Genomic DNA, 26,747 nt, shown 5'->3' on the forward strand with positions numbered 1-26,747 from the left:
ATTGCCAGTAAGAGTATGGGTGATATTCACAGAGTTGCTAGTGACGAAGGCTCCGCCAGCTGACAGAGCCATTTTAGAGAGGGATGTTTACGCAATTCTGCACGCATCGGCTTCCCAGCGATATCCCACGCCATAAACGGCGCGGATAAACGACTGCTCCGCGTCCAGCGACTCCAGTTTGCGGCGCAAGTTCTTGATGTGGCTGTCGATGGTGCGGTCAGTGACGACGCGATAGTCGTCATAAAGATGGTTGAGCAACTGCTCGCGCGAGAATACTTTCCCCGGTTCATGCGACAGCGTTTTGAGCAAGCGGAACTCGGCTGGCGTTAAGTCGAGCATTTTTCCACGCCATGAAGCCTGAAAACGACCTTCATCAACGATCAATGGGCTGTCAGCATCCATCTGTTGCAGCTCTCGCTGTGGCTTGCAACGACGCAAGATCGTTTTCACCCTGGCAACGACCTCTCGCGGGCTGTAGGGCTTACAAATGTAGTCATCTGCGCCGATCTCAAGCCCCAGTAGCCTGTCTATCTCTTCAATTTTGGCGGTAACCATCATGATGGGAACTTCAGAGAAACGACGAATTTCCCGGCACAGGGTCAGACCGTCGGTACCTGGCAGCATCAGATCCAGTAAAATCATATCGGGTGGCGTCTGTCGCACGTAAGGCAGCACCAGATCACCGTGATTGATTAGGGTTGGGGCATAGCTTGCAGCGCGCAGATAGTCGATAAGCAACTGTCCCAGCTTGGGTTCATCTTCCACAATCAGAATACGTGGTGTGTTTTCATCAATGGGTAACTCAGTCATACATCTCTCTGTAAATCGCGTTCCAGCGGTAACTCTACTGTAATGCTAACCCCACCAAAAGGCGAATGGGCGGCACGGATATATCCATTATGCGCCTGGACGATATTGACGCAAATCGCCAGCCCCAGCCCGGAACCCCCGCTGGCGCGGTTACGGGACCCTTCCGTACGATAAAATCGTTCAAACAGTTTCTGTAACTGCTCCTCACTGACCCCTGGCGCTGAATCGGCGAAGGTCAATAGCACCAGCCGGTCACGTTGTTCGGCAGAAATATGCAGCCCACCGCCGCTATCGGTGTAGCGCAGGCTGTTTTCCAGCAGATTGTTGAATAACTGCATCAGACGATCGCGGTCACCAAATACCGTCACGCTGTCCGGGAGCGAAAGCTGGATCGTTAATCCGCGGCTGGCGAAGCGTTCGCGGAAAGCTCCGCTTGCGACTTCCAGCAACGGTATAAGATCTAACGAGGTTTTTTGGTAGGCCAGAGCCCCTTCATCAGACATCGAGAGCTGATGAAGATCGTCCACCAGTTTGGTGAGCGTACCTACTTCGGCCTGTAGCGAGGCAACTGAGTCAGGAGTGAACTGGCGAACGCCATCCTGAATAGCTTCCAGTTCTCCGCGTAAAACTGCGAGTGGTGTGCGCAGCTCGTGAGAAATATCGGCCATAAAATCACGACGCATCTGCTGGTTCTTTTCCAGCGTACTGGCAAGCTGGTTGAAATCTTGCGCCAGTTTGCCCAGTTCATCCGTGCTGGTGGGCGTAACTCGAGTGGTAAAATCACCTGCCGCCAGTTTGTGCGTGCCGTCTACCAGCCGCTTGACTGGTGCCAGCAGGCTACGCGCCAGGGTAAACGTTGCCAGTGCCGCCAGCAGGGTAGAGAGCGCGACAATGAGCCAGCTGGTTCGGCGCTGTTGTTTATCAAAATTGATATCCGTATTGCGCGTTAAGCGCTCGACGGGAGAGGCAATGACAGCCCCAACTTCAGCACCGTTAACTTTTATAGGGCGGCGCATACCGTCACGGGGCACCGGGCCGCGCGGACCAACCAATACATGTGCTTTTTGATCGACAACCCAAAACTGTGTGCGCCAGCCGTGTGGGGGCATTCCCGGGCCGGGTTTGTCATCGTCATTTTCGTGTTCAAAAGAGCGCAGGATCTGAAAAACAAAGCGCTCGTTGTTGCGTAAGAAACGCCAGTTGCCGTGCTGTTCATACTGTTCGCCCAATGCGTCGCCCAGCATTTGCAGACGCTGTTCATTACCATGCTTGATGTAGTCAATAAAACCGCGTTCGAAGCTAATGCGTACGGCCCAGTGCATGCTAATCAGCAACACAATGCAGGTGGCGAAAATTGCCAGAAACAGTTTGCCGGTGATACCGGGCCGCCAGAACTTCATCAGGTGCTCCTTTTGCGTCGTGAAATCACCGCGTTGGGTTGCGTGTCGTTCGGCACGCGGGCAAAAATGATGGCTGGCAGCGCAATAATGAGAGCAATGCACAGCCAGGTATACATAAAGACGGTATGCGTGGTGTCGCTGCCGATAGCGATATGCTGTTGACCAAACATACCCAATAGCAGTCCGGCAATGGTAACCCCAATGCTCATTGACAGTTGCATGATCATCGAAAGCAGACTGTTGCCACTGCTGGCGAGATCGTCAGGTAGATCTTTCAACGTCAGGGTGTTCATTGACGAAAAACGGGTTGAATTGACCATTCCTTGTAGGAATAAAACGAAGGGCAGGGCGTAATACCAGCCGAGCAGGGCGGTCGTCATCAGCAGCAGGCTGACCAGTGACAGGCCAAGCGTCGTTGCGACCAGCACCCGACGATAGCCAAATCGATTAACGACCTGAACCACGATGCGTTTCATTCCCATACTGCCCAGTACCATTGGGATCATCATCAGACCGGCGTGAAACGGTGAAAAGCCCAGGCCAATCTGTAAAAATACCGGCGTCATAAATGGCAACATCCCGCTACCAATGCGCCCGGCAAAGCTGCCAAACAGGCCTAAGGAGAAGCAAGGTGTGCGGAAAAGCTTCAGGCTAAACAGCGCCCGCGGATTGTGCCGGGCGTGTTTGAGGTATAACAGGACCGCCACTACGCCGCAAATAACGAGCGCAGCCAGAGTAATGTCTGAAATTCCGCTTCCCTTGCTGCCATCCAGAGCGAGCGTCAGCACCGCCATGCCAACTGCCAGCATCATAAAACCCGAAAGATCGAATCGTCGGGTTTGCATGGTGTAGTTGGGCATCAACATCAATGTCGCTATTGCCCCGACAATGCCGACCGGAATGTTAATCAGGAAAATCCAGTGCCAGGAGGCGTATTCAACCAGAATGCCTCCTAACGCCGGTCCCAATAGCGGACCCACCTGACCCGGCAAGGTGACGAATGTCATTGCCGCCATATATTGCTCGCGGGGGACAATTTTCATCACCGTTAACCTGCCGACCGGCACCATCATTGCGCCGCCAACACCTTGTAAAACGCGGGCAATGACCAGCTCATTGAGCGTATTGGACCAGGCACAAAACAGCGATCCGAGCGTAAACAGGATGATGGCGGTGAAGAAAATATTACGCACACCAATCTTATCCGCCAGCCACCCGCTGGCGGGCAGCATTACGGCCACGGTTAATACATAGGACACAATGACCATATGCATATGCAACGGGCTTTCACCAAGGCTTTTTGCCATTGAGGGAAGCGCGGTGTTGACGATGGTGGTATCCAGCGACTGCATAAAAAAGCCAAATGCCACAATCCACAGTTGCCAGCGGGTGCTGTCAGGAAGTTCTGTCATAGATCTGCTACCGGTTTGCTGTTTTTACGCGAAAAACGCAGACGCAGACGGTCGAAAAAGAGATATACCACTGGAGTGGTGTACAGCGTCAGAAGCTGACTGACTACCAGCCCGCCGACAATGGTTATCCCAAGAGGTTGGCGCAGTTCCGAGCCGTCGCCTGCGGATAACACCAAAGGTAGTGCGCCAAACAGCGCTGCCAGCGTGGTCATCATTATTGGGCGAAAGCGCAGCAGACATGCCTGGAAAATCGCTTCTTCCGGCGTCAACTTACCGTTTCTCTGCGCTTCCAGCGCAAAATCGACCATCATGATGGCGTTTTTCTTCACAATGCCAATTAATAGCATGATCCCTATTAGCGCGATTAGGCTGAATGGGGCATTGAACAACTCCAGCGCCAGCAATGCGCCAACGCCAGCAGAGGGAAGCGTTGAGAGGATCGTCAGCGGATGAACGTAGCTCTCATACAGCATGCCCAGTACGATATAAACCGTCGCTATTGCCGCAATAATCAGGATCACCTGCGAGTTCATCGTGTCCTGAAAAACCTGCGCTGTGCCAGCAAAACTACCGCGCACCGTGGAAGGTACACCAAGCTGCGTCATCGTTCTGTTGATAGCCTCTGTCGCTTCAGAAAGTGAAGCCCCAGTTGGCAGGTTAAAGGAAATTGTTGAGGCAGCAGAGAGTCCCTGATGATTTACGGACAGCGGGGCGTTCGCTGGTTGCCATTTGGCAAAGTACGACAACGGTATAGCCTTCCCGTCGTTATTGATGACGAACATTTTATCCAGCGCACTGATGTCCTGGGTGTAGCGTGGATCGACTTCCATCACCACTTTGTACTGGTTCATCGGTTGATAGATAGTCGATATTTGTCGCTGGCCAAAGGCGTTATTTAGCAGACTATTGGCAGCTTCAACGTCGATCCCCAGACGAGACATGGTGTCACGATCGTAGGTCAGGTTCATCTCCGCGCCGTTGTCCTGCTGATCGGAGTTGACGTCAGCCAACTGGGGCAGGGCAGCTAACGCTTTACGGATTTTGGGCTCCCATTCACGTAGTGCCGCAAGGTCATCGGATAACAACGTGTACTGATAGCTGGCGTTGGCTTGTCTTCCACCGACGCGAATATCCTGCACCGCCATCAGAAACAGGTTCGCACCAGGCTCTTTGGCTAACTTCACACGCAGGCGGTCGATTACCTGCTGAGCGGTTTCATGACGCTCGCCACGAGGCTTCAGCGTAATAAACATCATGCCACTGTTGACGCGAGAACCGCCGGTGAAACCGGTCACGTTATCTACCGCCGGGTCGTCGCGGATGATCTTCATAAAATCCTGAAGCTTGCCGCGCATGGCCTGAAACGAAATGCTTTGATCGGCCTGGATCCCACCCATCAATACGCCAGTATCCTGCTCCGGGAAGAAGGTTTTGGGGATGGAAATATAGAGCCAGACGTTCAGTGCGATCGTGCCGAGTAAAACAACGCCTACCAGCCGCGTGTGGCGTAATACCCATTTCAGTGAAGTGCCATAACTCTGTTGTAAAGCGACCAGCAGACGACCAAAGCCCCGTTTACGGGACTGTTGGCGAGGAGGCGTGGACTTAAGCATCCAGCCGCACATCATAGGTGTGAGCGTCAACGAAACCAGAAGTGAGATACCGATTGCTACCGACAGGGTGACGGCAAATTCACGTAATAATCGTCCCGGCAGCCCTCCCATTAACAGTAACGGCAGGAATACCGCTACCAGCGACAGGCTCATAGACAGTACCGTAAACCCCACTTCGCGGGTGCCCTGTAATGCTGCCTGTAATGGCTTCATCCCCGCTTCCAGGTGACGGGCAATGTTCTCCAGCACGACGATGGCATCGTCGACCACAAAACCTGTGGCGATGGTCAGTGCCATTAACGACAGGTTGTTGAGGCTGAATCCACAAAGATACATGGCGGCAAAGGTGCCAATTAGCGAAACCGGAACCGCAACGGCGGGAATGAGCGTCGCGCGTCCGGAGCGCAGGAAGACAAATACGACCAGGATCACCAGCGCGACTGAGATAATCAGCGTCTGTTCCACTTCCTCCAGCGAAGCGCGAATGGTCGGAGAGCGGTCCTGGGCAATTTGTAGATCGATGGTAGCCGGGATCAGGGTTTGCAACTCCGGCAGTTTGGCCCGGATGCTGTCGACCGTCTGGATGATATTGGCTTCCGGCAGTTTGCGAATGATCAGCAAAATAGCCGGTTTGGCGTTGGTCATACCGGCATTACGAACATCCTGTACCGAGTCACTGACCGACGCAACATCACCCAGCCGCACGGCCGCACCGTTGTTGTAGTGGATGATCAGCGGTTGATATTCCGCTGCGGTTTTTAGTTCGTCGTTGGTTTGTACCTGCCAGCGCCGTGTTTCACTCTCTATGGCCCCCTGAGGTTTGCGCACGTTGGCATTACTGATGGCACTGCGCACATCGTCAAGCGAGACCCCCTGGTTAAATAAGGCTTGCGGATTCAGCCCCACGCGCACGGCGGGCAGGGAACTGCCACCGACGTCAACGTCACCGACACCGTCGATTTGCGCAATAGTCTGCGCCAGTTGAGTCGATGCGAAATCATACAACTCACCCTGCGAGTAGGTATCCGAGGTCAGTGTCAGGATCATGACTGGTGCATCGGATGGGTTGGCTTTTCGGTAAGTCGGGCGGTTGGGCATCCCGCTCGGTAACAGGCTCTGCGCAGCGTTAATGGCGGCCTGAACGTCCCGCGCCGCACCGTTAATATCACGGTCGAAATTAAATTCAAGAATAATGCGCGTGCTACCAAGTGAACTGCTTGAGGTCATTTCGTTCACGCCCGCGATGCGCCCCAGTGAGCGCTCCAGCGGCGTTGCTACCGAGGAGGCCATCGTTTCTGGCGACGCGCCGGGCAACGATGCGCTAACCATGATGACCGGAAAATCCACCTGCGGCAGCGGGGCGACCGGTAACAGGCGAAAGCCCAGTATGCCGCACAGGGTAATAGCGACGGAGATGAGAATGGTCGCGACAGGACGATGAATGAAAAGAGCGAAAAATTTCATTTACGCTTCCTCTTCCTGGCGCGGGAAGCGGTTTTTCACATACAGCGACAGACGGTCAAACAGCAGATAAATCACCGGGGTGGTAAACAGCGTTAACACCTGACTGACCAGCAAACCGCCGACCATACCAATACCTAATGGACGGCGCAATTCAGCACCCACGCCAGTACTTAACATGAGTGGTAAAGCTCCCAACAGCGCCGCCAGTGTGGTCATCAGGATCGGCCGAAAACGCAGCAGGCAAGCCTGAAAAATGGCGTCGCGCGGCGCCATTCCCTGTTCGCGTTCGGCGGCGAGGGCAAAGTCGATCATCATGATTGCGTTTTTCTTAACGATACCGATCAGCAAAATGATGCCGATAATCGCGATGACGTCCAGCTCACTACCGGCAATCATTAACGCCAGTAGCGCCCCGACGCCCGCAGTAGGCAGCGTGGAGAGAATGGTAATCGGGTGAATAAAGCTCTCATACAGGATGCCAAGCACGATATACATGGCGACAACTGCCGCCACAATCAGCCAGATGGTATTGCCGAGCGCGGCCTGGAATGCCAGCGTGCTACCCTGGAATTGAGTAGTAATATTCGACGGCAGGTTGAGCGTTTTTTCAGCCTGCAAAATCGCCTGTACCGCATCACCCAGCGAATGATTGTCCGGTACGTTAAACGAGATGGTCGTAACCGGGAACTGATCGAGGTGGTTAATCGACAGTGGGGCAAAACGTTGTTCAACGCTGGCGATCGTGCTCAGAGGCACAATTCCGCCATCGCTGCTGGTCAGGCGAATGGAGTCCAGCGCGGAAAGCCCGGGCGTATTTTCGGTGTCGTGTTCTAACACTACACGATACTGGTTTGCCTGGGTGTAAATAGTCGAAATCAACCGTTGTCCGAAGGCGTTGTACAGAGCGTTATCGACATCCGCCATACTGATGCCTAAACGGCTGGCACTGTCGCGATTGACGTTAACCCATGCTACCAGTCCTTTATCCTGCCAGTCGCTGCTGACATCTGAGAGCTGCGGTAACTGCTGCAGTTTTTCCAACAGCTGTGGTACCCAGGTGCTGAGCGCGTCGAGAGAGGTGGCTTGCAATGTAAACTGGTATTGTGTCCGGCTTACCTGCGTGTCGATGGTCAGATCCTGAGTTGGCTGGAGGTAGAGATCTACGCCAGGAACTTTATCAACGGCATCCTGCAGGCGGGCGATAACCTTCTGTACGCGATCATCTCGATCATCCAGTGGCTTAAGGTTAATTTGCAGGCGCGCGCTGTTCAGTGCCGGATTAGTACCGTCAACACCGACGAACGCGGTCAGGCTTTCAACCGCCGGGTCTTTGAGGATCACGTCAGTCACCAGGCGCTGGCGCTGGGCCATACTGGCAAATGAACTGGACTGTGGAGCCTGCAGCGTGCCCTGAATAATGCCGTTATCCTGCACCGGGAAGAATCCTTTCGGAATAAAGACCCACAGCATGACGCTAAGGACGAGTGTGCCGAGCGCCACGCTGAGTGTCAGCCATGGGTGGTTCAGCACTTTAGCCAGCCAGTGACCGTACCCGGCAATGACCCGATCAAACATTCTTTCAGAAGCGCGAGAGAAGCGGTTTTGTTTGCGCAATGACTCCTGACTGAGCATACGTGCGCACATCATCGGCGTGAGGGTCAGTGACACGACGGCGGAAATCAGAATGGCTACTGCCAGCGTAACGGCAAATTCGCGGAACAAACGCCCGACAATATCTCCCATAAATAACAGCGGGATTAGCACGGCGATCAGTGAGAAGGTCAGAGAGATGATAGTAAAGCCGATTTCGCCTGCCCCTTTCAGGGCTGCACTCAACGGTTTTTCTCCCTTCTCGATATAGCGTGAAATATTCTCGATAACCACAATGGCGTCATCTACCACAAAGCCTGTGGCGATGGTCAGCGCCATTAGTGTCAGGTTATTGATGGAGAAATCGAGAAAGACCATCACCGCGAAGGTGCCAATCAGCGACAGCGGAACGGCGACTGCGGGAATAATGGTGGCGGGGATATTACGCAGGAACAGATAAATAATCATCACCACCAGCGCGATTGCCAGCATCAGTTCAAACTGGGTGTCGGAAACCGACGCGCGAATATTGGTCGTGCGATCCGAGAGCACGGTGACATTGACTGACTTCGGCAGGCTTTCCGTTAACTGTGGAAGCATCTGGCGAATGCTGTCTGCTGTGGAGATAATGTTTGCACCAGGCTGGCGCTGAACATTCATCACAATGGCTTGTTGCTTATTGGCCCAGGCGCCAAGCCAGCTGTTTTCTGCTCCTTGCTCGACGGTGGCGACATCGCCGAGGCGCACTGGTGCGCCATTTTTATACGCAATGATTAACTGACGATATTCATCGGCAGACTGCATCTGGTCGTTGGCAGAAAGAGTAACGGCGCGTGTTGGGCCATCAAGACTCCCTTTTGCTGAATTGACGTTTGCACTGGTGATGGCGGTACGGATGGTTTCGCTGGTCAGCCCGAGAGCGGCAATGGCTTGTGCATTAAGCTTGACGCGTACTGCCGGACGTTGCCCACCTGAAAGTGTCACCAGACCAACACCGGAGACCTGGGAAATTTTCTGCGCCACGCGCGTTTCCACCATATCTTCCACCTGCGTCATTGGCATGGCGGTAGAGGTGACGGCCAGCGTCATGATCGGCGGGTCTGCCGGATTTACTTTGCTGTAGACCGGTGGGTTCGGCAGATCGCCCGGCAATAGATTGGTGGCGGCGTTAATCGCGGCCTGGACTTCCTGTTCGGCTACGTCCAGCGGCAGGGTTAGCTGAAACTGCAATGTGACAACGGATGCGCCGCCGGAACTTTGCGAGGACATTTGTTTCAGGCCGGACATCTGTCCAAACTGGCGCTCCAGCGGGGCGGTGACGGCGGAAGTCATAACATCCGGGCTGGCGCCAGGGTAGAGCGTCACGACCTGAATAGTGGGGTAATCCACTTCAGGCAAAGCAGCAATGGGCAGGAAGCGATAGCCAATAATCCCGGCGAGTAAAATTGCCACCATCAACAGCGTGGTCGCGACGGGACGTAAAATAAACAGGCGCGATGGGCCGCCTGTATTGCCTGGGGGTAACACCTGCATCAGGAGCGTGCTCCTTTTTTGCTGTACCCGCTAGCGGTGGCTTTCTCTTCTGTGGCTGAGGAGGTGTGTGCCTCCACGACTTCGACTTTAGCCCCTTCCGTCAGGCGGTCGATACCATCGGTGACGACGCGATCACCCACTGACAGCCCTGCAGTGATCACGACTTTTTGGCTATCCTGAATACCCGGTTTGACAAGATGCTTGCTGACCTTGTTTTCTGTGTTCAGTACCCAGACAAAGTGACCCTCGTTGCCCATCTGTAATGCGGAGGTTGGGATCACGACAGCATCTTGTTCGGTGTCGACCAGCATGCGGGCGTTTACAAACTGATTCGGGAACAGCGCGTCGTCCTGATTATTAAAACGGGCCTTAGCTTTGATGGTACCGGTGGTGACGTCAATCTGATTATCCAGACTCAGCAGTACGCCTTCGCTCAGTTTCTGCGAATTGGAGCGATCCCAGGCCTCGACTTTCAGCGGAGCACCCGTTTTTTGCGCCCGTAACACGGTGGCAATATCGTTTTCAGGCAAGGTGAAGATCAGATCGATCGGATGGGTTTGGGTAATAACGACAATCCCTGTGGTGTCACTGCTGGAAATCTGGTTGCCGACATCGACCTGCTTCAGTCCCACGCGGCCATCCACAGGTGCCGTGACCCGGCTCCAGTCGAGCTGTAATTGTGCGCTGGCGACGCTGGCCTCATCGGCTTTGATCGTCCCCTGAGTTTCATTGACCAGAGCCTGCTGAGCATCCAGCTCCTGTCGGGAAACAAGATTGGTTTTGACCAGTTGCTGATAACGGGCAAGGTCGCGACGGGCATTTGCCAGCGTGGCTTTATCCTTCGCTAACTGTCCCTGCGCCTGAGCTAAAGCAACTTTAAACTGGCTGGGATCGATCTCTGCAAGCAGGTCTCCGGCTTTAACCTGTTGTCCTTCCTGGAAGTGTAGCGCGATGAGTTGACCGTCCACGCGGCTACGTACCGTCGCAGTGTTAGCCGCAGTAATTGTTCCCAACCCTGTCAGATAACGCGGGACGGTTTGTTCGGTGGCGGTTGCTGCCTGAACGGGAGCCAATGAACCGGAACGCATTCCCCGACGACCAGGGCCAGAGGTGTGCTGCGCTTGCCCGGTAGCACCAGGCGCGCTTCCCTGGCGATCGCTATGGTTTTGCCAGAACCAGAATGCGCTGATGGCGGCCACGACGATCACGATTGCTATCACCCAGCGGGTTTTGTTACTGCCTTTCATTGTTATAAGTTTCTCATCCTGAAACGTTTCGCGGAATGATACTAGTTTAGCCAGCGAACAAGGGAGAAAAATGGAGGAATTATGAAACACTGTAGGGATTCGTCTGAATGCTGACGCGGCTTGCGAGGCATTACGCAACAATCAGCGGTGAAAATAGCGATTACGTCATTGTGCGTTAGAGTGCTGGCACGGCAAAAAGGAGGAAAGCCAAAGATTTCAGCGGGACGCTGGAACGGGAAAGCCCCTCCCGAGGAAGGGGCCAAAATAAGGAAAGGGTTATGATGAAGCACGTCATCATACTGGTGATACTCTTAGTGATTAGCTTACCGGCTTACTAAGACACCAGGTGGAAGGGAAACCTTCCCTAACCCTTACTCCTGAAAATAAGCCACAGTAGTGATGATGTCAATACGCGTGCTTTTCAGCCTGCGAGCCACTTAGCGGAAAACCACTTCCGCCCAGCGAGCCAGTCCCGCGGTGACAGAGCCAAAATCATCACCACCGGCGATCGGGATCCCTGGAAGCTGTTCTGCAAGGGCTTTTTTAATCAACGGTGAACGGGCACTACCGCCGGTCAGATAAATGACATCCGGTTTTTCCTGTGCATTATCCAGGGCCAGTTGTACCTGTTCCAGAATACGCGCCAGGGGCTGATTCAGCGCCGTTTCCAGCCCCTGCTGGCTGATAGCCGTTGCCAGTGCATCGCTGATAAACGGGAGTGCTGTAGTGATGTTTGTCTGGCCCGACAGCGCAATCTTGCTCTCTTCTGCGCAGCGCACCAGGCGATAGCTCAGGCGCTCGCGCCAGACTTTAAGCAGCAGGGCCACTTTGTCAGCTTCGCGAGCATCGCGGATCAGATCGTTTAACAACCGTCCGTTGGCGGTACTATAGAAATCACTTTGTGCGGGAACATCGTTGATCGCGACTGCGTTCCACCACGGAAGAATGGGTAAAGCGATGCCCTTTTCTGTTTCTCCACCCATGCCGAGCAACGGCATCAGATGTTTAAATGCCAGCGCAATGTCCAGGTCGTTACCGCCTACGCGGCATCCGCTGTGCCCCAGCAAACTGTTTTCACGATCGGCTCGGTGGTGCCATTGTGGTCCCATCAGCAGTAACGAGCAGTCAGTGGTACCGCCGCCGATATCCACAACCAGTACGCGCTTTTCTTCTTGCAATGTAGCTTCGTAATCCAGACCCGCTGCTACTGGTTCGTACTGAAAGACCACATCCTTGAAACCAGCACGTTTTGCCGCGCGCTCAAGAATGCCCTGGGCCTGAGTGTTGGCGTCATCACCGCCTAACCCCTGAAAGTTTATCGGACGACCAATTACAGCCTGGGTGATGGTTTCGGGTAGCTGGTTTTGCGCCTGGTTGCGGATGTGCAGCATCATTGCGCAGACTAAATCTTCAAACAGGGCAACCTGCTGTGGCTTCAGGCCGCTGGCACCCAGAAAAGATTTAGGCGATTTAACGAAGTAAACATCTTCCGGATCCTCAATATACTGACCCAGCGACGCCAGACCAAACTGCACGCTGTTGGCGTTAACATCAATGTCTTCTTCGCGGTTATAGCGCATCGCGCGACGCAGCAGAGCCTGCGTTTCGTCATCTGTTGTTGGCACATCATGATGGCGATACAGCCATTCACTTACTGCTTCGCGCGTTGGAGCGCAAAGCATAGAGGGGAGTAGCGTGCTGTTATTTTCCATTTTGAGCAATTGTGGTTGCCCGTCACGCATTACAGCCACTGAACAGTTTGCCGTACCGTAGTCAAAACCAATAAACACCGTAAAAATCCCCATGCCAGTGAAGAAGGGGCGTGACTTTAGCGAAATGTTGCCGTCCAGACAACTGGAATATGAAAGCAAGGCACATCGTTCGGATACCGTTTATGCTGTAGGTTTGAATAAAAAGGAAAACCAGATGTTAACGCTGAGCTGGCACCCACCCTATGACTGGCCCTGGATGTTAGGGTTTCTTGCCGCACGTGCGGTGGATGGCGTAGAAACCGTCGGGGAGTTGTATTATGAAAGAAGCCTGGCCATCGGTGAGCATCGCGGCCTGGTGAGCGTCACCCCTGATCCGGAAGCCAACCTGCTGCAGATTACGTTGAGTCCAGGGTTACAACCCGTGGCCTCCGAGTGTCTGGCGAAAATCGAGCGATTGTTCGATCTTACCTGCCGTCCCCAACATATTGTCAGCGCATTGGGTAATCTGGGGGCTGCTCGCCCTGGGCTGCGGCTACCAGGATCGGTCGATGCCTTCGAACAGGGGGTTCGGGCAATTTTAGGACAACTGGTGAGTGTGACGATGGCAGCAAAATTGACGGCGAAAGTTGCCCATGCCTACGGTGATACACTTGAAGACGCTCCAGAATATGTATGTTTCCCCCTCCCTGAAGCGCTGGCCTCGGCCGATCCGTTGCATCTGAAAGCGTTAGGTATGCCGCTGAAACGTGCTGAAGCGTTGATCCACCTGGCCCGGTCCGCGCTGGAGGGTACGCTTGCATCTGTTGCCCCGTCTGATATTGAACAAGGCGTGAAGCATCTACAAACTTTTCCAGGAATTGGGCGCTGGACTGCCAACTATTTTGCTCTGCGCGGATGGCAGGCGAAGGATATTTTTTTGCCAGATGACTACCTGATTAAACAGCGTTTTCCAGGCATGACACCTGCGCAAATCCGGCGATATGCAGAGCGCTGGAAGCCATGGCGTTCCTATGCGCTGTTGCATATCTGGTATACAGAAGGCTGGCAACCGTCAGTTGATAGCAAAGTTGCTGGTGTTGAGTAACAGATCCAGCGGTTGGGCATCGGCAATGATATCGCCATAAATCATATCGATACCGATGCCAGAAAGCGCATCCATGATAAGTGGCATTTGTACCGGGCCAGCGATGGTTTTGATATCAAGACGCTGTGCATGGCTCTGTATAATGGAAACCCACATTTCATCCATCAGATTACCGTGAGCGCTGGCGCTTAGTTCGCTGTCGAGCAAAAGGTAATCGGCTACGTGATACTTGAGGTTGTCAAAGACCTCTAAGTCCCGACCTGCCTGACTTAAAATAATACGACAGCCTGCATGACGTAGGCGATGGATTGCTGATACGGCCTGCGTAGGATGCGTATTCATCACTCCCACCGGGATGGTCAGATGCAGTAACCGTGGCGGCAGCGAACTCTGTTCCAGATGCTCCAACAGTTCATCCACAATCTCCGAATTTAGCAGTCCGGCGGCGGAAAGCGGCAGGGCAATACTGAGTCCTTTGCTGGCGACAGCTGAGGCGGAATGAGAGAAAAACTCATTAAATACCCGCCGATCGAGCGCATGATTGAGTATGGGATCTGCCAGACCGGCGCGGAAGGTCTGTTCTTCGATGACTTCGCCGTCGTTATTCCATAGACGTAGTGAGAGAAGCCAGAAGCTAAATGTCTCAGGAATGCGCGGGGATGCGACACCCCTGGCAACCATGAGTATCGGGTTGTGGGTAATAATCTGTTTCTGTTCATCTGGCAAGAGCAGCCCTCGTGTATCATGCGTTTGACTCTGCTCTGGCTCGTACACGCATACTCGCCCACGACCACTGTTTTTCGCTGCGTAGCAGGCAATATCTGCCTGAGACATGACCTCGGTCGCGACATGGTTTTTTTCATCAATCAGCGTGATCCCTGCACTGGCACCAATACGATGTAAGCGGCCTTCCCACATAAAGTGATAATCGTTGATGGCGCTAATGATACGGCCCGAGATGAAGCGTGCGCTTTCAATATTGCAATCCGGTAGTAACAGACCGAACTCATCGCCGCCAAGACGTGCCAGTACGTCGCTGGAGCGCAGCATACTGAGCATCAGTGAAGACAACTCGCGCAGCAGGGCATCGCCTGCGGCGTGTCCAGCGCTATCGTTCACTGCTTTAAAACGATCCAGATCGATAAAGACCAGTACATGACGCTGGTGTGAGTCCTGTACGGTGTACAGTAATTGTTTCAGATGGTTCTCGAAACTGACTCTGTTGGCAAGATTGGTCAGGTCATCATGCGAGGCGCTGTAGCTGAGTTGACGTAACATTTTACGTGACTCAGTGACGTCCTGAATCACCAGTACGGAACCAATACTACCGCCGTCAAGAGTGCTGAGCGGGGTGATGCTGTACTGAATATCGTAACTACTGCCGTTACGACAATGCAGGACCACCTCTTGCTCTATTGCCGAACGTGACATGTCGGCACTGTAGATGTTTTCCATGAGCGGACCGTTTTCACCAAAGGTGATGCGTAGCACTGTCAGCAATGGAATACCTATTGCGCTTTCCTGCTGCCAGCCGCTCATTTTCTCGGCAACTGGATTCATAAAGGTGACGTTCATATTAGCGTCAATACAAATCACTGCTTCGCCGATGGAATCGAGCGTAATATGCAAACGCTCTTTTTCCTGATAAAGCTCTTCATGCAGTTGCTTCACTTCGGTCATATCCAGATTAATGCCGAGTAAGCGTTCAACTTCACCGTCTTTGTTCAGCACCCGATTAGCCAGCGAGCGAATATGGCGCACGCCGTCTTTTACCGCGATACGGTATTCGAGCTTGAAAGGGATCCGCGCCGCAAGCGAATCGCGAATCACATTTTCGGCGTACTCACGATCTTCAGGAACGACGCAGTTGTACCAGACTTGCCAGGTTGGTTTGATATGCGCAGGAACTTCGTAGAGATCGAACATGCGTTTATCCCAACTGATCACGTCAGGCTGCAGGTCCCATTCCCAGATACCAATGCCGCCCGCCTCATTTGCCAGCGTAATACGTTCCATCAGTCGTTTATTTATCCACTCCGTGTGCTTCAGGTCGTTGATGTCCTCAACCTGCGCAATAAAGTAGAGTGGGGTGTTATCACTATGGCGAACCAACGAAACGGCCAGCAACGCCCAGACAACTTCGCCTGCGCGAGTGTAATAGCGTTTCTCCATGGAGTAACTATTGATTTCCCCACGAGACAGCATATTCAACTGTTCCAGGTCATTGTTCAAATCTTCCGGCCATGTCAACTGCTGGAAGGTCAACGCTCTCAGCTCATCCTGGCTATAGCCAAGAAACTGGCACAGGGCTTTATTTGCCTGAAGCCATTGTCCTTCAGTACCGACCAGTGCCATGCCTATCGCCGAGTATTCCATAGCATTACGGAAGCGTGATTCGCTTTCAGAGATGTGTTTTCGTTCAGCCCGGAATGCGTACATCACCATGGTCATCATGTTGGCAGGCAACAGAATCATTAAAAACGGCAGCCACGGTATGCTCGTCATAATGTGCGTTTTTGGTGTGTAGAGCAGCGATGGGTTAGCGGCGAGCATCAGCGAAACCATCATGACTGTGCTCAGGAAAATCAAAAACGCCTCCATACGTGGCAGACGAACGGCGCTCCACATCAGCAGAACGATAACGCAGGTAAACGGCCATGGAACGTACATCATGGAGAGCCAGCTTAATGTTAAGGTCACCAGCAGGGTGATGAGAGTCTCAAACAGTAAACGGGGATCGCGATGGCGCAGCAGATAATGAGGCTTAAACAGCAAACCTAATGGGACCAGCGCGAGGGCGCCGATGGATTCTGACAGAACCCAAATGAGAAACGTATTTAGCGATGTTTCGCCTGGGAGCAGCAGCCACATTAAAACGCCGCCAACCAGCGGCGGGACGACGGCGCTACCGAATGCCAGGCGTGACCAGTCATTAAGATTTTGTAATGGATTGTACCAGGGTAACAGTTTGCGCAATAACATTGCGCCAGTGATTGCCTCAATAATATTGATGGCCGTGTAGGTAAAATTAAGTGACTCGCCAGGGAAAAATAGCAAAGACGCACCGATGCTACCGAAGGAGCAAGCCAGTGCAATCCCGGGCCACATTCGTCCCGCATGACGGTAAAATGCCACCATCATGATAGAGGTGGGGAACCAAAGCGGTGCCAGCTGCGTTCCGAAGCGTGATAGCTCCAGCGAGAACAGCGTAAAGACAAAAGCCACCAGACCTAAACTGGCCAGGCGCAGTAGAGGATGAGGTAAGGTAACTAAAACATGTTGGGATTGTTTACTCATTACCACTCTACCCAAATAGCTGATGTCGCCCTGGAGGAGATGCCGGGCGCGTACTGTTTAATCTGAGATTATGCTAGTACAAACAATTTACAATTTATACGCCAGCTGCTCATAAATTAACACTCCCAAGCTATTAATTCATAAGGCGGGAGAATAAATGGCGTGCCTGCTTTAAAACTGACCATTTTAATTTGCGACAGGGACAGCATTGGTGCAGCCTGGGCTGGCATCGCGCCAATGAAATCCCTATAATTGCCGCGTTTGGCGTTTCGACGCCGCCCTTCCTTACATCCAGGTTAATCAGGTCGCTAAATTTATGACTGATCAGTCTCATCAGTGCGTCATTATCGGCATTGCCGGCGCATCGGCTTCCGGCAAGAGTCTTATTGCCAGTACTCTTTATCGCGAATTGCGCGAACAAGTGGGTGACGAACATATTGGCGTTATTCCCGAAGACAGTTATTACAAAGATCAAAGCCATCTGTCGATGGAAGAACGTGTAAAAACGAATTACGATCATCCGAACGCGATGGATCACAGCCTGCTGTTTCAGCATCTTCAAACGCTTAAACGCGGGTCGGCGATTGAATTACCCGTTTACAGCTATGTTGAGCACACGCGTACGCAAGACACCATTCATATTGAACCAAAGAAAGTGATTATCCTGGAAGGCATTCTGCTGCTGACGGATGCACGTTTGCGTGACGAGATGAACTTCTCTATTTTTGTTGATACACCACTGGACATTTGCCTGATGCGTCGTATCAAACGGGACGTGAATGAGCGAGGCCGCTCCATGGATTCAGTGATGGCGCAATACCAAAAAACCGTCCGTCCGATGTTCCTGCAATTTATTGAACCTTCAAAACAATACGCCGATATCATCGTGCCGCGTGGGGGTAAAAACCGCATCGCAATTGATATTCTGAAGGCGAAAATCAGTCAGTTCTTTGAATAAGTTCAGCGAATTGTGTACCGTTCAGTGATAACCTGGTTCACCCTTAGCACGTCTGGTGTTAAGGGGTTGAAGCACGAAAGGAGAAAGTGCCATGCGTTTATGTGACCGAGATATTGAAGCCTGGTTGGATGAAGGTCGTCTGTCGATCAATCCACGCCCTCCTGTCGAGCGAATCAATGGCGCAACGGTAGATGTGCGCCTTGGAAACAAATTTCGTACGTTCCGCGGTCATACGGCACCGTATATTGATTTGAGCGGACCGAAGGATGAAGTCAGTGCCGCGCTGGATCGCGTGATGAGTGATGAAATCGTTCTCGATGATGGTGAGGCGTTTTTCCTGCATCCGGGTGAATTAGCACTGGCTGTCACTCTGGAGTCCGTTACGCTGCCATCCGATCTCGTTGGTTGGTTAGACGGACGTTCGTCACTGGCGCGTCTGGGTCTGATGGTACACGTTACTGCACATCGCATCGATCCGGGCTGGTCGGGTTGCATTGTTCTGGAATTTTACAACTCCGGGAAATTACCGTTGGCCCTGCGCCCCGGCATGCCGATTGGCGCGCTGAGTTTTGAGCCGCTTTCCGGTCCGGCTGCGCGACCTTACAATCGTCGTCAGGATGCGAAATATCGCGACCAGCAGGGCGCTGTAGCCAGCCGGATTGATAAAGACTGAGTATTTGTCAGTCCATTGGGGATAGCATGAGACGATTTCTGACGACGCTGATGATTCTTCTGGTCGTGCTGGTGGCCGGTTTTTCCGCGTTAGTACTGTTGGTTAATCCGAATGATTTCCGCGCGTACATGGTAAAGCAGGTTGCTGCGCGTAGCGGATATCAGTTGCAGTTGGATGGTCCTTTGCGCTGGCATGTATGGCCTCAGCTAAGCATCCTCTCCGGGCGCATGGTGTTAACGGCTGAGGGTGCCAGCGAACCGCTGGTACGTGCCGACAATATGCGTCTTGATGTGGCGTTGTGGCCGTTACTGAGCCATCAGCTCGATGTTAAGCAGGTGATGCTCAAAGGTGCTGTGATCCAACTGACCCCACAAACCGAAGCGGTGCGCGGAGAAGATGCGCCCGTAGCTCCGAAAGATAATACGTTTCCTGATCTGGCAGACGATCGCGGATGGTCGTTTGATATCGCTCGTCTGCGGGTTGCTGACAGCGTTCTGGTATTTCAGCATGAAGACGATGAACAGATTACGGTTCGTGACATTCACCTGAATATGGAACAGGATGCCCAGCATCGCGGTACGTTCGACTTCACCGGACGCGTGAACCGCGATCAGCGTGATCTTGCGTTATCCCTTAGCGGCACCGTAGATGCTTCTGATTATCCGCACAATCTCGCGGCTAATATTGAGCAGCTTAGCTGGCAGTTACAGGGCGCCGACCTGCCGCAGCAGGGGATTCGCGGCCAGGGGCAGCTTCAGGCTCAATGGCAGGAAGATAAAAAACAGCTCGCATTTAGCCAGATTAAGATGACGGCTAATGACAGCTCTCTGACCGGGCAGGCTATGGTCGAGCTGGCGGATAAGCCGGAATGGTCGGTTGACCTGCGATTTGGTCAGCTCAATCTCGACAACCTGATTGTGCAACAGGATGCCGCTGCTGTAACAAACGGTGGGGCGCAACAGGGACAGAGTCAATCGACGCTGGCTCGACCGGTCATCGCCTCGCAGGTTGATGCCGTATCTTATCAAGGACTGAAGGGGTTTTCTGCGGATATTACATTGCAGGCGGACAAGGTTCTCTGGCGGAAAATGGCCTTTGATAATGTTTCCGCGAAGATATCTAACGACTCCGGATTGCTGAACATTGATGAGTTACAGGGAAAAAGCAATGGTGGGATTATCTCACTTCCCGGTACGCTGGATGCCAGAAAGACTCAGCCGCGAGCGGTCTTTCATCCACGTCTGGAAAATGTAGAAATTGGGACTATCCTCAAAGCCTTTGACTATCCGATTGCGCTGACGGGCAAGCTGTCGCTGACTGGCGATTTTTCAGGTTCAGATATTGACGCTCAGGCATTTCGTCACAACTGGCAGGGGCAGGCCAGCGTCGAGATGAGTGACACGCGTATGGAAGGGATGAACTTCCAGCAACTGGTGCAGCAGGCGGTTGAGCGCAGCGGCGGTGATGTAACATCGCAGCAAGATCTGGACAATGTCACCCGGCTGGATCGTTTTGTTACCGATCTGACGCTGAGTAACGGCAAGGTTATGCTGGACGACATGGAAGGGCAGTCCGCGATGCTGGCACTTTCAGGTAAAGGCACGTTAGATCTGGTTGAACAGAACTGTGATACACAGTTTAACGTACGCGTGCTGGGCGGCTGGAATGGGGAAAGCAAACTGATTGATTTCCTGAAAGCCACTCCCATTCCGCTTAGGGTCTACGGTAAGTGGCAGGCTTTAAACTACAACCTGCAGGTAGACCAGCTTCTGCGTAAGCACATGCAGGATGAAGCGAAACGCCGGTTGAATGACTGGGCCGATCGCAATAAAGACTCCCGCAACGGCAAGGACGTTAAAAAGCTGCTCGATAAACTCTGATTTGTATTGTCGGACAAGATGTCTTACGTCTTGTCCGACTTACAACACGTTACCTACACTTCGTAATCCATCTCTTCTTCATTATTGTGCAACGGTATTAACTGTACTTTTTGCACCCGGTGATTTTCTACCTGCAAGGTTTTCAGCAGGTAATCACCAACCTGAACTTCCTCCCCGGTTTTTGGAATGCGTTGCAAATACTCCATTAACAGCCCGGCAATCGTGTGATACTCACGTTTATCGTCCAGTGGAATAGGAACGTATTGCACCAGGTCCTCCAGTGGCATATGTCCGTTAGCTGTCCATGACCCATCGGCATTCTTCTGAATATCATGTCGGGCGTCGATCTCTTCCACCTCATTAGGTAAGTTACCGGCGATGGTTTCCATTACGTCACTCAGTGTCACGATCCCTTCAACCGAACCAAACTCATCAGCCACAAAAGCAAAGTGCGTCCGGGCGTTACGGAACTGCTCCAGCGCTGGAAGCAACGGCAGTGTCTCCGGGAATACCAACGGCTGGCGGATCAGGACGCGTAAGTCGAGTTGCTCGCCACGTAGCGATTGTTGCAGAAGGTCAATCACATGCACCACGCCAAGCAGATCTTCCTGTTCGTCTTCTCCGGTCACAACGAGGCGCGTATGCTGGTTTTTCTCCAGTAACGCGCGGATTTCTGTTTCAGGAGCATTGAGATCGATATGCTCAATATCATGACGTGAAGTCATGATGCTGCTGACGGTACGCTGATTCAGGTTCAGTACGCGCTCGATCATCCGGCGCTCCTGCGGGGCAAAAATCTGGCCGTCGTGATGATCCGCCAGCATAGCAGAGGTTTCTGCATCCAGTTCGGCGTCTTCTTTTTGTCCACTTAGCAGGCGCATAACCGCCTCGGCAGTACGCTGGCGCAAAGTATGGTTGGCTGACAGGAAACGACGGCGGTTAAAGATAGCCAACTGGTTCAGCGCTTCTATCATGACCGAGAACCCGATAGCGGCGTACAGATAGCCTTTCGGAATATGGAAGCCAAACCCTTCTGCGACCAGGCTGAAACCGATCATCAGCAGGAAGCTAAGGCACAGGATGACGATGGTTGGATGGCTGTTTACAAAACGGGTCAACGACTTGCTGGCCAGCACCATCAGGCTAATAGCAATAATGACAGCCGCCATCATAACCGCCAGGTGATCGACCATCCCCACGGCGGTGATCACTGAGTCCAGAGAGAAAATGGCATCCAGTACCACAATTTGTGCCACGACTCCCCAGAACTTAGCGCCTTTACGCTGGGTGGGGTTATCGCTGTCTTTTCCTTCCAGTCGCTCGTTAAGCTCCATTGTGGCTTTGAACAGCAGGAAGAATCCCCCGAATAGCATAATCAGGTCACGTGCGCTGAAGCTCAGATCCCGGATGCTAAATAGTGGCGTGGTCAGCGTCACCAGCCAGGATATTGACGCCAGCAGCAGCAGGCGCATGACCATCGCGAGCAATAGTCCGGTAATACGCGCCTTGTCCCGCTGGCCAGGTGGCAGTTTTTCCGCGAGGATGGCAATAAAAACGAGGTTATCAATGCCAAGAACAAGTTCTATCACGATTAGCGTGACGAGTCCGGCCCAGATCGACGGATCGGCAATCCATTCCATAGTAAAAGCTATACCCATAGTTGTATGACAATTGTCACAATTCGATCATGGATAAAGCCGACGGAAAATGCAATGGCGATAAGGGATTTCTCTGCCGTTTATATCTGGAGTGACACGAGATAATAGCCTTAAATTTACTACAGGATATAGTTTTATAAATATTAACACATTTAAGAAATATCGCAGGTTACGTAATTGCAGAGTGATAATGTCAATATCAATAAAATCCTAAAAATATAAATTTTGCGTCCTTAATATTAATCTTAAAAGCAAGGAGGCGACGAGCTGTTTTCTTGCCTGTAACACCGTTAGCTGTAACAATTCTTTCCGTAATCACCAAAAGAGAAATATTACTATATCACCCCGCAGTGCTATTTCTGCTGCATTGTTGCTATGAAATTGATGAAAATAGAGGGGCGAGAAAAATATAAATTAATCAGTGCATTGGTAGCTAAAGAAGCCAGGGGCGGTAGCGTGCCTGGTCGCCTGATGATAAGCCTGAATTAATCTGTCAACAGACTGCTGACGAATTCATTTTTTTAGGACTGATGCCGATTATATTTTCGTTTAATTAACGGCAATGTAAATGGCACAGGTGAAGACGCTATTTAGAATGCACGTGATAATTACTCTGCCAAAGTGATAAATAATCAATGATGAAATCCAAACTTAGATTAATACCAGTATTGGTATCGGTAATCTTGATCAACGGTTGTACCGTACTTCCGGGCAGCAATATGTCTACGATGGGTAAAGATGTGATCAAACAGCAGGATGCTGATTTTGATATCAATCGGATGGTGAATGTTTATCCACTAACCCCTCGACTGGTAGAGCAATTACGTCCACGACCGAATGTTGCACAACCCAATATGTCGCTGGACCAGGAGATTTCGGGGTACCAGTATCGGGTCGGCGCAGGTGATGTACTAAATGTGACCGTCTGGGATCATCCAGAACTCACAACGCCAGCGGGGCAATACCGAAGCTCAAGTGATACCGGCAACTGGGTTCAACCTGATGGCACCATGTTTTATCCCTACATTGGTAAAGTGAGCGTTGTTGGGAAAACGTTGGCAGAAATTCGTAGTGATATTACCGGGCGCCTGGCGAAGTACATTGCTGACCCGCAGGTGGACGTTAATATCGCTGCTTTCCGCTCGCAGAAGGCGTATGTCTCAGGGCAGGTTAATAAATCCGGCCAGCAGGCCATCACCAACGTTCCGTTAACTATCCTTGATGCGATTAACGCCGCCGGTGGACTGACCGAGGCGGCAGACTGGCGTAACGTTGTGCTCACCCATAGTGGGCAGGAGCAACGTATTTCCCTGCAGGCGCTGATGCAAAATGGCGATCTGAGCCAGAACCGTCTGCTCTATCCTGGCGACATTCTGTTTGTCCCACGTAATGACGATCTGAAAGTCTTCGTGATGGGGGAAGTGAAAAAACAGAGCACCCTCAAAATGGACTTCAGCGGGATGACGCTTACCGAAGCGCTGGGAAATGCGGAAGGTATCGACCTGACCACCTCCAATGCCAGCGGTATCTTCGTCATTCGACCGTTAAAAGGCGAGGGCGAACGCAGCGGCAAAATTGCCAATATCTACCAACTGGATATGTCAGATGCGACCTCTCTGGTGATGGCGACCTCTTTCCGACTTCAGCCATACGACGTGGTGTATGTCACGACCGCGCCGGTTTCTCGCTGGAACCGTTTGATCAATCAGTTGCTGCCGACTATCAGCGGTGTTCGTTACATGACGGATACGGCCAGCGACCTTCACAACTGGTAATCGCCATGTTTAACAAGATATTAGTCGTTTGCGTGGGGAACATTTGCCGCTCCCCAACGGCAGAACGGTTGTTAAGGCAATTTCATCCGGCGTTGACGGTCTCTTCCGCGGGCCTGGGCGCGTTGGTCGGCAAAGGTGCGGATCCCAAAGCCATTAGCGTGGCTCAGACACACGACCTGTCTCTTGCAAATCATAGCGCGCGTCAAATTTCGGGGCGAATGTGTCGGGAGTATGACCTGATCCTGACCATGGAAAAGCGCCACATTACAGCGCTGTGTGAAATGGTGCCGGAGATGCGGGGCAAAGTGATGCTTTTTGGTCACTGGGACGGTGAGCGTGAAATCCCCGATCCCTATCGCAAAAGCCACGAAGCATTTGACTCGGTATACGCATTACTTGAACGGTCTGCCCGCCAATGGGCTAAGGCGCTGAACGCGGAGCAGGATAAACAATGACGGAAAAAATAAAACAGTCTGCCACGCCGGTAACAGGCAACGATGAAATCGATATCGGTCGCCTGGTGGGGACGGTTATAGAAGCGCGTTGGTGGGTGCTTGGCATAACCACTGCTTTTGCGCTGTGTGCTGCGATCTACACCTTGTTTGCCACCCCTATCTACAGTGCTGATGCTCTGGTGCAAATTGAGCAAAATACCGGTAACTCGCTGGTTCAGGATATTGGTTCAGCGTTATCGAACAAGCCCCCGGCTTCTGAAGCCGAAATCCAGCTTATCCAGTCGCGACTGGTATTGGGTAAAACGGTGGACGATCTCGATTTGGATATCGCCGTCACCAAAAATACGTTTCCCATTTTTGGCGCGGGCTGGGAGCGACTCATGGGCCGCCAGAACGAAACGGTCAAAGTGACGACATTCACTTTTCCAAAGCCGATGAATGAACAGATCTTTACGCTGACCGTGCTGAATGCCAAAAGTTACCAACTGACGAGCGACGGGGGTTTTAGCGCCCGGGGGCAGGTCGGAAAGTTGTTAAACCACGATGGGGTTACGATGCAGGTCCAGGCAATTCATGCCAGTCCCGAGAGCGAATTCACCATCAGTAAATTTTCCACGCTTGGGATGATCAATACCCTGCAAAATAACCTGAGCGTCACTGAAACAGGGAAAGACACCGGCGTATTGAGCCTGACATTTACCGGTGAAGACCGGGAGCAGATCCGCCAGATCCTCGACAGTATTACCCGTAACTACCTGGAACAAAACGTGGCGCGTAAATCTGAAGAGGCGGCCAAAAGCCTGGCGTTTCTGGCAAAGCAACTGCCCGAGGTGCGTAACCACCTGGATGTTGCGGAAAATAAACTGAATGCGTTTCGCCAGGATAAGGACTCAGTAGATCTTCCGCTGGAGGCGAAAGCGGTACTGGATTCGATGGTGAATATTGATGCTCAGCTGAATGAACTGACGTTCAAAGAAGCTGAAATTTCCAAACTGTTCACCAAAGCGCACCCGGCGTATCGCACGCTGCTGGAAAAACGCCAGGCGCTGGAAGATGAGAAAAGCAAACTGAACGGGCGCGTGACCGCAATGCCGAAAACGCAGCAGGAAATTGTCCGCCTGACCCGCGATGTTGAGTCTGGTCAGCAGGTTTATATGCAGTTACTGAACAAACAGCAGGAGCTGAAGATAACCGAAGCCAGTACGGTAGGTGATGTTCGTATTGTTGACCCCGCCATTGCTCAGCCTGGCGTACTGAAACCGAAAACTGCGCTGATAATTCTCGGTAGCATTATCCTTGGCCTGATGCTTTCAGTTGTTGGCGTTCTGCTGCGTTCTCTGTTTAATCGTGGGATCGAGAATCCTCAGGTGTTGGAAGAGAACGGTATCAGTGTATATGCCAGTATTCCTCTTTCTGAGTGGCAAAAAGCACGTGATAGCGTCAAAACCATTAAAGGTGTTAAGCGTTACAAACAAAGTCAGCTGTTGGCGGTGGGGAATCCGACCGACCTGGCGATAGAAGCAGTACGCAGCCTGCGTACCAGCCTGCATTTTGCCATGATGCAGGCGCGCAACAATGTGCTGATGCTTACCGGGGTCAGCCCGTCAATTGGGAAAACGTTTGTCTGCGCCAACCTGGCGGCGGTCATTAGTCAGACCCACAAACGCGTTCTGCTGATCGACTGCGATATGCGCAAAGGCTATACGCACGAACTGCTCGGGACCAATAACGTCAATGGTCTGTCCGATCTCCTCATTGGTAAGGGTGACCTCTCGTCCTGTGCAAAACCAACCTCAATCGCGAATTTTGATCTGGTCCCGCGCGGACAGGTTCCACCGAATCCTTCAGAACTTTTGATGAGTGAACGCTTTGGCGAACTGATGGCCTGGGCAAGCTCGAACTATGATCTGGTGCTCATCGATACCCCGCCAATACTGGCAGTGACCGATGCGGCGATTGTGGGACGTCATGCCGGCACTACGCTGATGGTCGCCCGTTATGCCGTCAACACCCTGAAAGAAGTCGAAACCAGCCTGAGCCGCTTTGAACAAAACGGCATTCAGGTGAAAGGGGTGATCCTCAACTCTATCTTCCGTCGCGCCAGTGGATACCAGGATTACGGCTACTACGAATATGAGTACATGTCGGATTCGAAGTAAGTAATGAACGGTGCCGGTAGGTGGCAT

The 26,747-nt window shown here is 52.4% G+C and carries 17 protein-coding genes; 8 read left to right on the forward strand and 9 right to left on the reverse strand.

What is annotated here, in order from left to right; all coding sequences use genetic code 11:
• Window positions 1–87 precede the first annotated feature (87 nt).
• The 6 genes from baeR to OGY01_RS04040 are packed head-to-tail and all read right to left on the reverse strand — an operon-like array spanning window position 88 to window position 11,069.
• Window positions 88–810: an envelope stress response regulator BaeR gene (gene baeR, locus OGY01_RS04015; protein ID WP_045444756.1), complete on the reverse strand. Its 723-nt coding sequence runs from the start codon at window positions 808–810 to the stop codon at window positions 88–90.
• Window positions 807–2,210, reverse strand: a complete 1,404-nt coding sequence (baeS, locus tag OGY01_RS04020) for an envelope stress sensor histidine kinase BaeS (RefSeq protein WP_286492465.1) — start codon at window positions 2,208–2,210, stop codon at window positions 807–809. The genes baeR and baeS overlap by 4 nt, the downstream gene beginning before the upstream one ends.
• Complete coding sequence (locus tag OGY01_RS04025) at window positions 2,210–3,622, reverse strand: MFS transporter (protein ID WP_048221089.1); 1,413 nt, start codon at window positions 3,620–3,622, stop codon at window positions 2,210–2,212. The genes baeS and OGY01_RS04025 overlap by 1 nt, the downstream gene beginning before the upstream one ends.
• Window positions 3,619–6,699 carry a multidrug efflux RND transporter permease subunit MdtC gene (gene mdtC, locus OGY01_RS04030; protein WP_048221090.1) on the reverse strand — a complete coding sequence of 1,027 codons (3,081 nt, stop codon included), beginning with the start codon at window positions 6,697–6,699 and terminating at the stop codon, window positions 3,619–3,621. Before mdtC ends, OGY01_RS04025 begins: the two co-directional genes overlap by 4 nt.
• Complete coding sequence (locus OGY01_RS04035) at window positions 6,700–9,822, reverse strand: MdtB/MuxB family multidrug efflux RND transporter permease subunit (RefSeq protein ID WP_045444744.1); 3,123 nt, start codon at window positions 9,820–9,822, stop codon at window positions 6,700–6,702.
• Window positions 9,822–11,069, reverse strand: coding sequence for an MdtA/MuxA family multidrug efflux RND transporter periplasmic adaptor subunit (locus OGY01_RS04040; RefSeq protein ID WP_286492467.1), 1,248 nt, complete (start codon window positions 11,067–11,069; stop codon window positions 9,822–9,824). Before OGY01_RS04040 ends, OGY01_RS04035 begins: the two co-directional genes overlap by 1 nt.
• Before the next feature lie 278 nt (window positions 11,070–11,347).
• Between OGY01_RS04040 and OGY01_RS04045 the strand changes: the two genes are divergently transcribed.
• Window positions 11,348–11,407, forward strand: coding sequence for a type I toxin-antitoxin system Ibs family toxin (locus OGY01_RS04045; protein ID WP_136345439.1), 60 nt, complete (start codon window positions 11,348–11,350; stop codon window positions 11,405–11,407).
• 99 nt (window positions 11,408–11,506) lie between these two features.
• On the opposite strand, the gene yegD is transcribed toward OGY01_RS04045, so the two are convergent.
• A complete protein-coding gene (gene yegD / locus OGY01_RS04050; RefSeq protein ID WP_286492816.1) occupies window positions 11,507–12,859 on the reverse strand; it encodes a molecular chaperone in 1,353 nt (450 codons plus the stop codon).
• A 136-nt stretch (window positions 12,860–12,995) separates the two neighbouring features.
• Here yegD and alkA point away from each other — a divergent pair, with 136 nt between their 5' ends.
• On the forward strand, window positions 12,996–13,865 hold the full coding sequence (alkA, locus tag OGY01_RS04055; protein ID WP_048222613.1) for a DNA-3-methyladenine glycosylase 2: 870 nt from the start codon (window positions 12,996–12,998) through the stop codon (window positions 13,863–13,865).
• Here alkA and OGY01_RS04060 read toward each other — a convergent pair.
• Window positions 13,833–17,162, reverse strand: a complete 3,330-nt coding sequence (locus tag OGY01_RS04060) for a diguanylate cyclase (RefSeq protein ID WP_286492468.1) — start codon at window positions 17,160–17,162, stop codon at window positions 13,833–13,835. The genes alkA and OGY01_RS04060 overlap by 33 nt on opposite strands.
• A gap of 316 nt (window positions 17,163–17,478) precedes the next feature.
• Between OGY01_RS04060 and udk the strand changes: the two genes are divergently transcribed.
• The 3 genes from udk (at window position 17,479) to asmA (ending at window position 20,673) form a co-directional block, all read left to right on the forward strand.
• Window positions 17,479–18,120: a uridine kinase gene (gene udk, locus OGY01_RS04065; RefSeq protein ID WP_003036776.1), complete on the forward strand. Its 642-nt coding sequence runs from the start codon at window positions 17,479–17,481 to the stop codon at window positions 18,118–18,120.
• Between the two features lie 91 nt (window positions 18,121–18,211).
• The gene (gene dcd, locus OGY01_RS04070) at window positions 18,212–18,793 is read left to right on the forward strand and encodes a dCTP deaminase (protein WP_045444731.1); all 582 of its coding nucleotides are present in this window, start codon (window positions 18,212–18,214) and stop codon (window positions 18,791–18,793) included.
• A gap of 26 nt (window positions 18,794–18,819) precedes the next feature.
• Window positions 18,820–20,673: an outer membrane assembly protein AsmA gene (gene asmA / locus OGY01_RS04075; RefSeq protein ID WP_286492470.1), complete on the forward strand. Its 1,854-nt coding sequence runs from the start codon at window positions 18,820–18,822 to the stop codon at window positions 20,671–20,673.
• 53 nt (window positions 20,674–20,726) lie between these two features.
• On the opposite strand, the gene OGY01_RS04080 is transcribed toward asmA, so the two are convergent.
• Window positions 20,727–22,313, reverse strand: coding sequence for a TerC family protein (locus tag OGY01_RS04080; RefSeq protein ID WP_045444726.1), 1,587 nt, complete (start codon window positions 22,311–22,313; stop codon window positions 20,727–20,729).
• Window positions 22,314–22,966: 653 nt separating this feature from the next.
• Here OGY01_RS04080 and OGY01_RS04085 point away from each other — a divergent pair.
• From OGY01_RS04085 to wzc, 3 genes are read left to right on the forward strand one after another with little or no spacing between them, the layout of a single operon-like run.
• Complete coding sequence (locus OGY01_RS04085) at window positions 22,967–24,106, forward strand: polysaccharide export protein (RefSeq protein ID WP_045444723.1); 1,140 nt, start codon at window positions 22,967–22,969, stop codon at window positions 24,104–24,106.
• A gap of 5 nt (window positions 24,107–24,111) precedes the next feature.
• Window positions 24,112–24,561 carry a low molecular weight protein-tyrosine-phosphatase Wzb gene (gene wzb, locus OGY01_RS04090; RefSeq protein WP_045444719.1) on the forward strand — a complete coding sequence of 150 codons (450 nt, stop codon included), beginning with the start codon at window positions 24,112–24,114 and terminating at the stop codon, window positions 24,559–24,561.
• Complete coding sequence (gene wzc, locus OGY01_RS04095; protein WP_286492472.1) at window positions 24,558–26,720, forward strand: tyrosine-protein kinase Wzc; 2,163 nt, start codon at window positions 24,558–24,560, stop codon at window positions 26,718–26,720. The genes wzb and wzc overlap by 4 nt, the downstream gene beginning before the upstream one ends.
• Window positions 26,721–26,747: the final 27 nt, after the last annotated feature.

The organism is Citrobacter sp. Cm038, from assembly GCF_030333105.1.
Classification (GTDB): domain Bacteria; phylum Pseudomonadota; class Gammaproteobacteria; order Enterobacterales; family Enterobacteriaceae; genus Citrobacter; species Citrobacter murliniae.

What these genes read in the sequence shown, in the direction of transcription:
- baeR (WP_045444756.1), bottom strand. Translation starts at nt 810, where the DNA reads ATGACTGAGTTACCCATTGATGAAAACACACCACGTATTCTGATTGTG.
- baeS (WP_286492465.1), bottom strand. Translation starts at nt 2,210, where the DNA reads ATGAAGTTCTGGCGGCCCGGTATCACCGGCAAACTGTTTCTGGCAATT.
- OGY01_RS04025 (WP_048221089.1), bottom strand. Translation starts at nt 3,622, where the DNA reads ATGACAGAACTTCCTGACAGCACCCGCTGGCAACTGTGGATTGTGGCA.
- mdtC (WP_048221090.1), bottom strand. Translation starts at nt 6,699, where the DNA reads ATGAAATTTTTCGCTCTTTTCATTCATCGTCCTGTCGCGACCATTCTC.
- OGY01_RS04035 (WP_045444744.1), bottom strand. Translation starts at nt 9,822, where the DNA reads ATGCAGGTGTTACCCCCAGGCAATACAGGCGGCCCATCGCGCCTGTTT.
- OGY01_RS04040 (WP_286492467.1), bottom strand. Translation starts at nt 11,069, where the DNA reads ATGAAAGGCAGTAACAAAACCCGCTGGGTGATAGCAATCGTGATCGTC.
- alkA (WP_048222613.1), top strand. Translation starts at nt 12,996, where the DNA reads ATGTTAACGCTGAGCTGGCACCCACCCTATGACTGGCCCTGGATGTTA.
- OGY01_RS04060 (WP_286492468.1), bottom strand. Translation starts at nt 17,162, where the DNA reads ATGAGTAAACAATCCCAACATGTTTTAGTTACCTTACCTCATCCTCTA.
- udk (WP_003036776.1), top strand. Translation starts at nt 17,479, where the DNA reads ATGACTGATCAGTCTCATCAGTGCGTCATTATCGGCATTGCCGGCGCA.
- dcd (WP_045444731.1), top strand. Translation starts at nt 18,212, where the DNA reads ATGCGTTTATGTGACCGAGATATTGAAGCCTGGTTGGATGAAGGTCGT.
- asmA (WP_286492470.1), top strand. Translation starts at nt 18,820, where the DNA reads ATGAGACGATTTCTGACGACGCTGATGATTCTTCTGGTCGTGCTGGTG.
- OGY01_RS04080 (WP_045444726.1), bottom strand. Translation starts at nt 22,313, where the DNA reads ATGGAATGGATTGCCGATCCGTCGATCTGGGCCGGACTCGTCACGCTA.
- OGY01_RS04085 (WP_045444723.1), top strand. Translation starts at nt 22,967, where the DNA reads ATGATGAAATCCAAACTTAGATTAATACCAGTATTGGTATCGGTAATC.
- wzb (WP_045444719.1), top strand. Translation starts at nt 24,112, where the DNA reads ATGTTTAACAAGATATTAGTCGTTTGCGTGGGGAACATTTGCCGCTCC.
- wzc (WP_286492472.1), top strand. Translation starts at nt 24,558, where the DNA reads ATGACGGAAAAAATAAAACAGTCTGCCACGCCGGTAACAGGCAACGAT.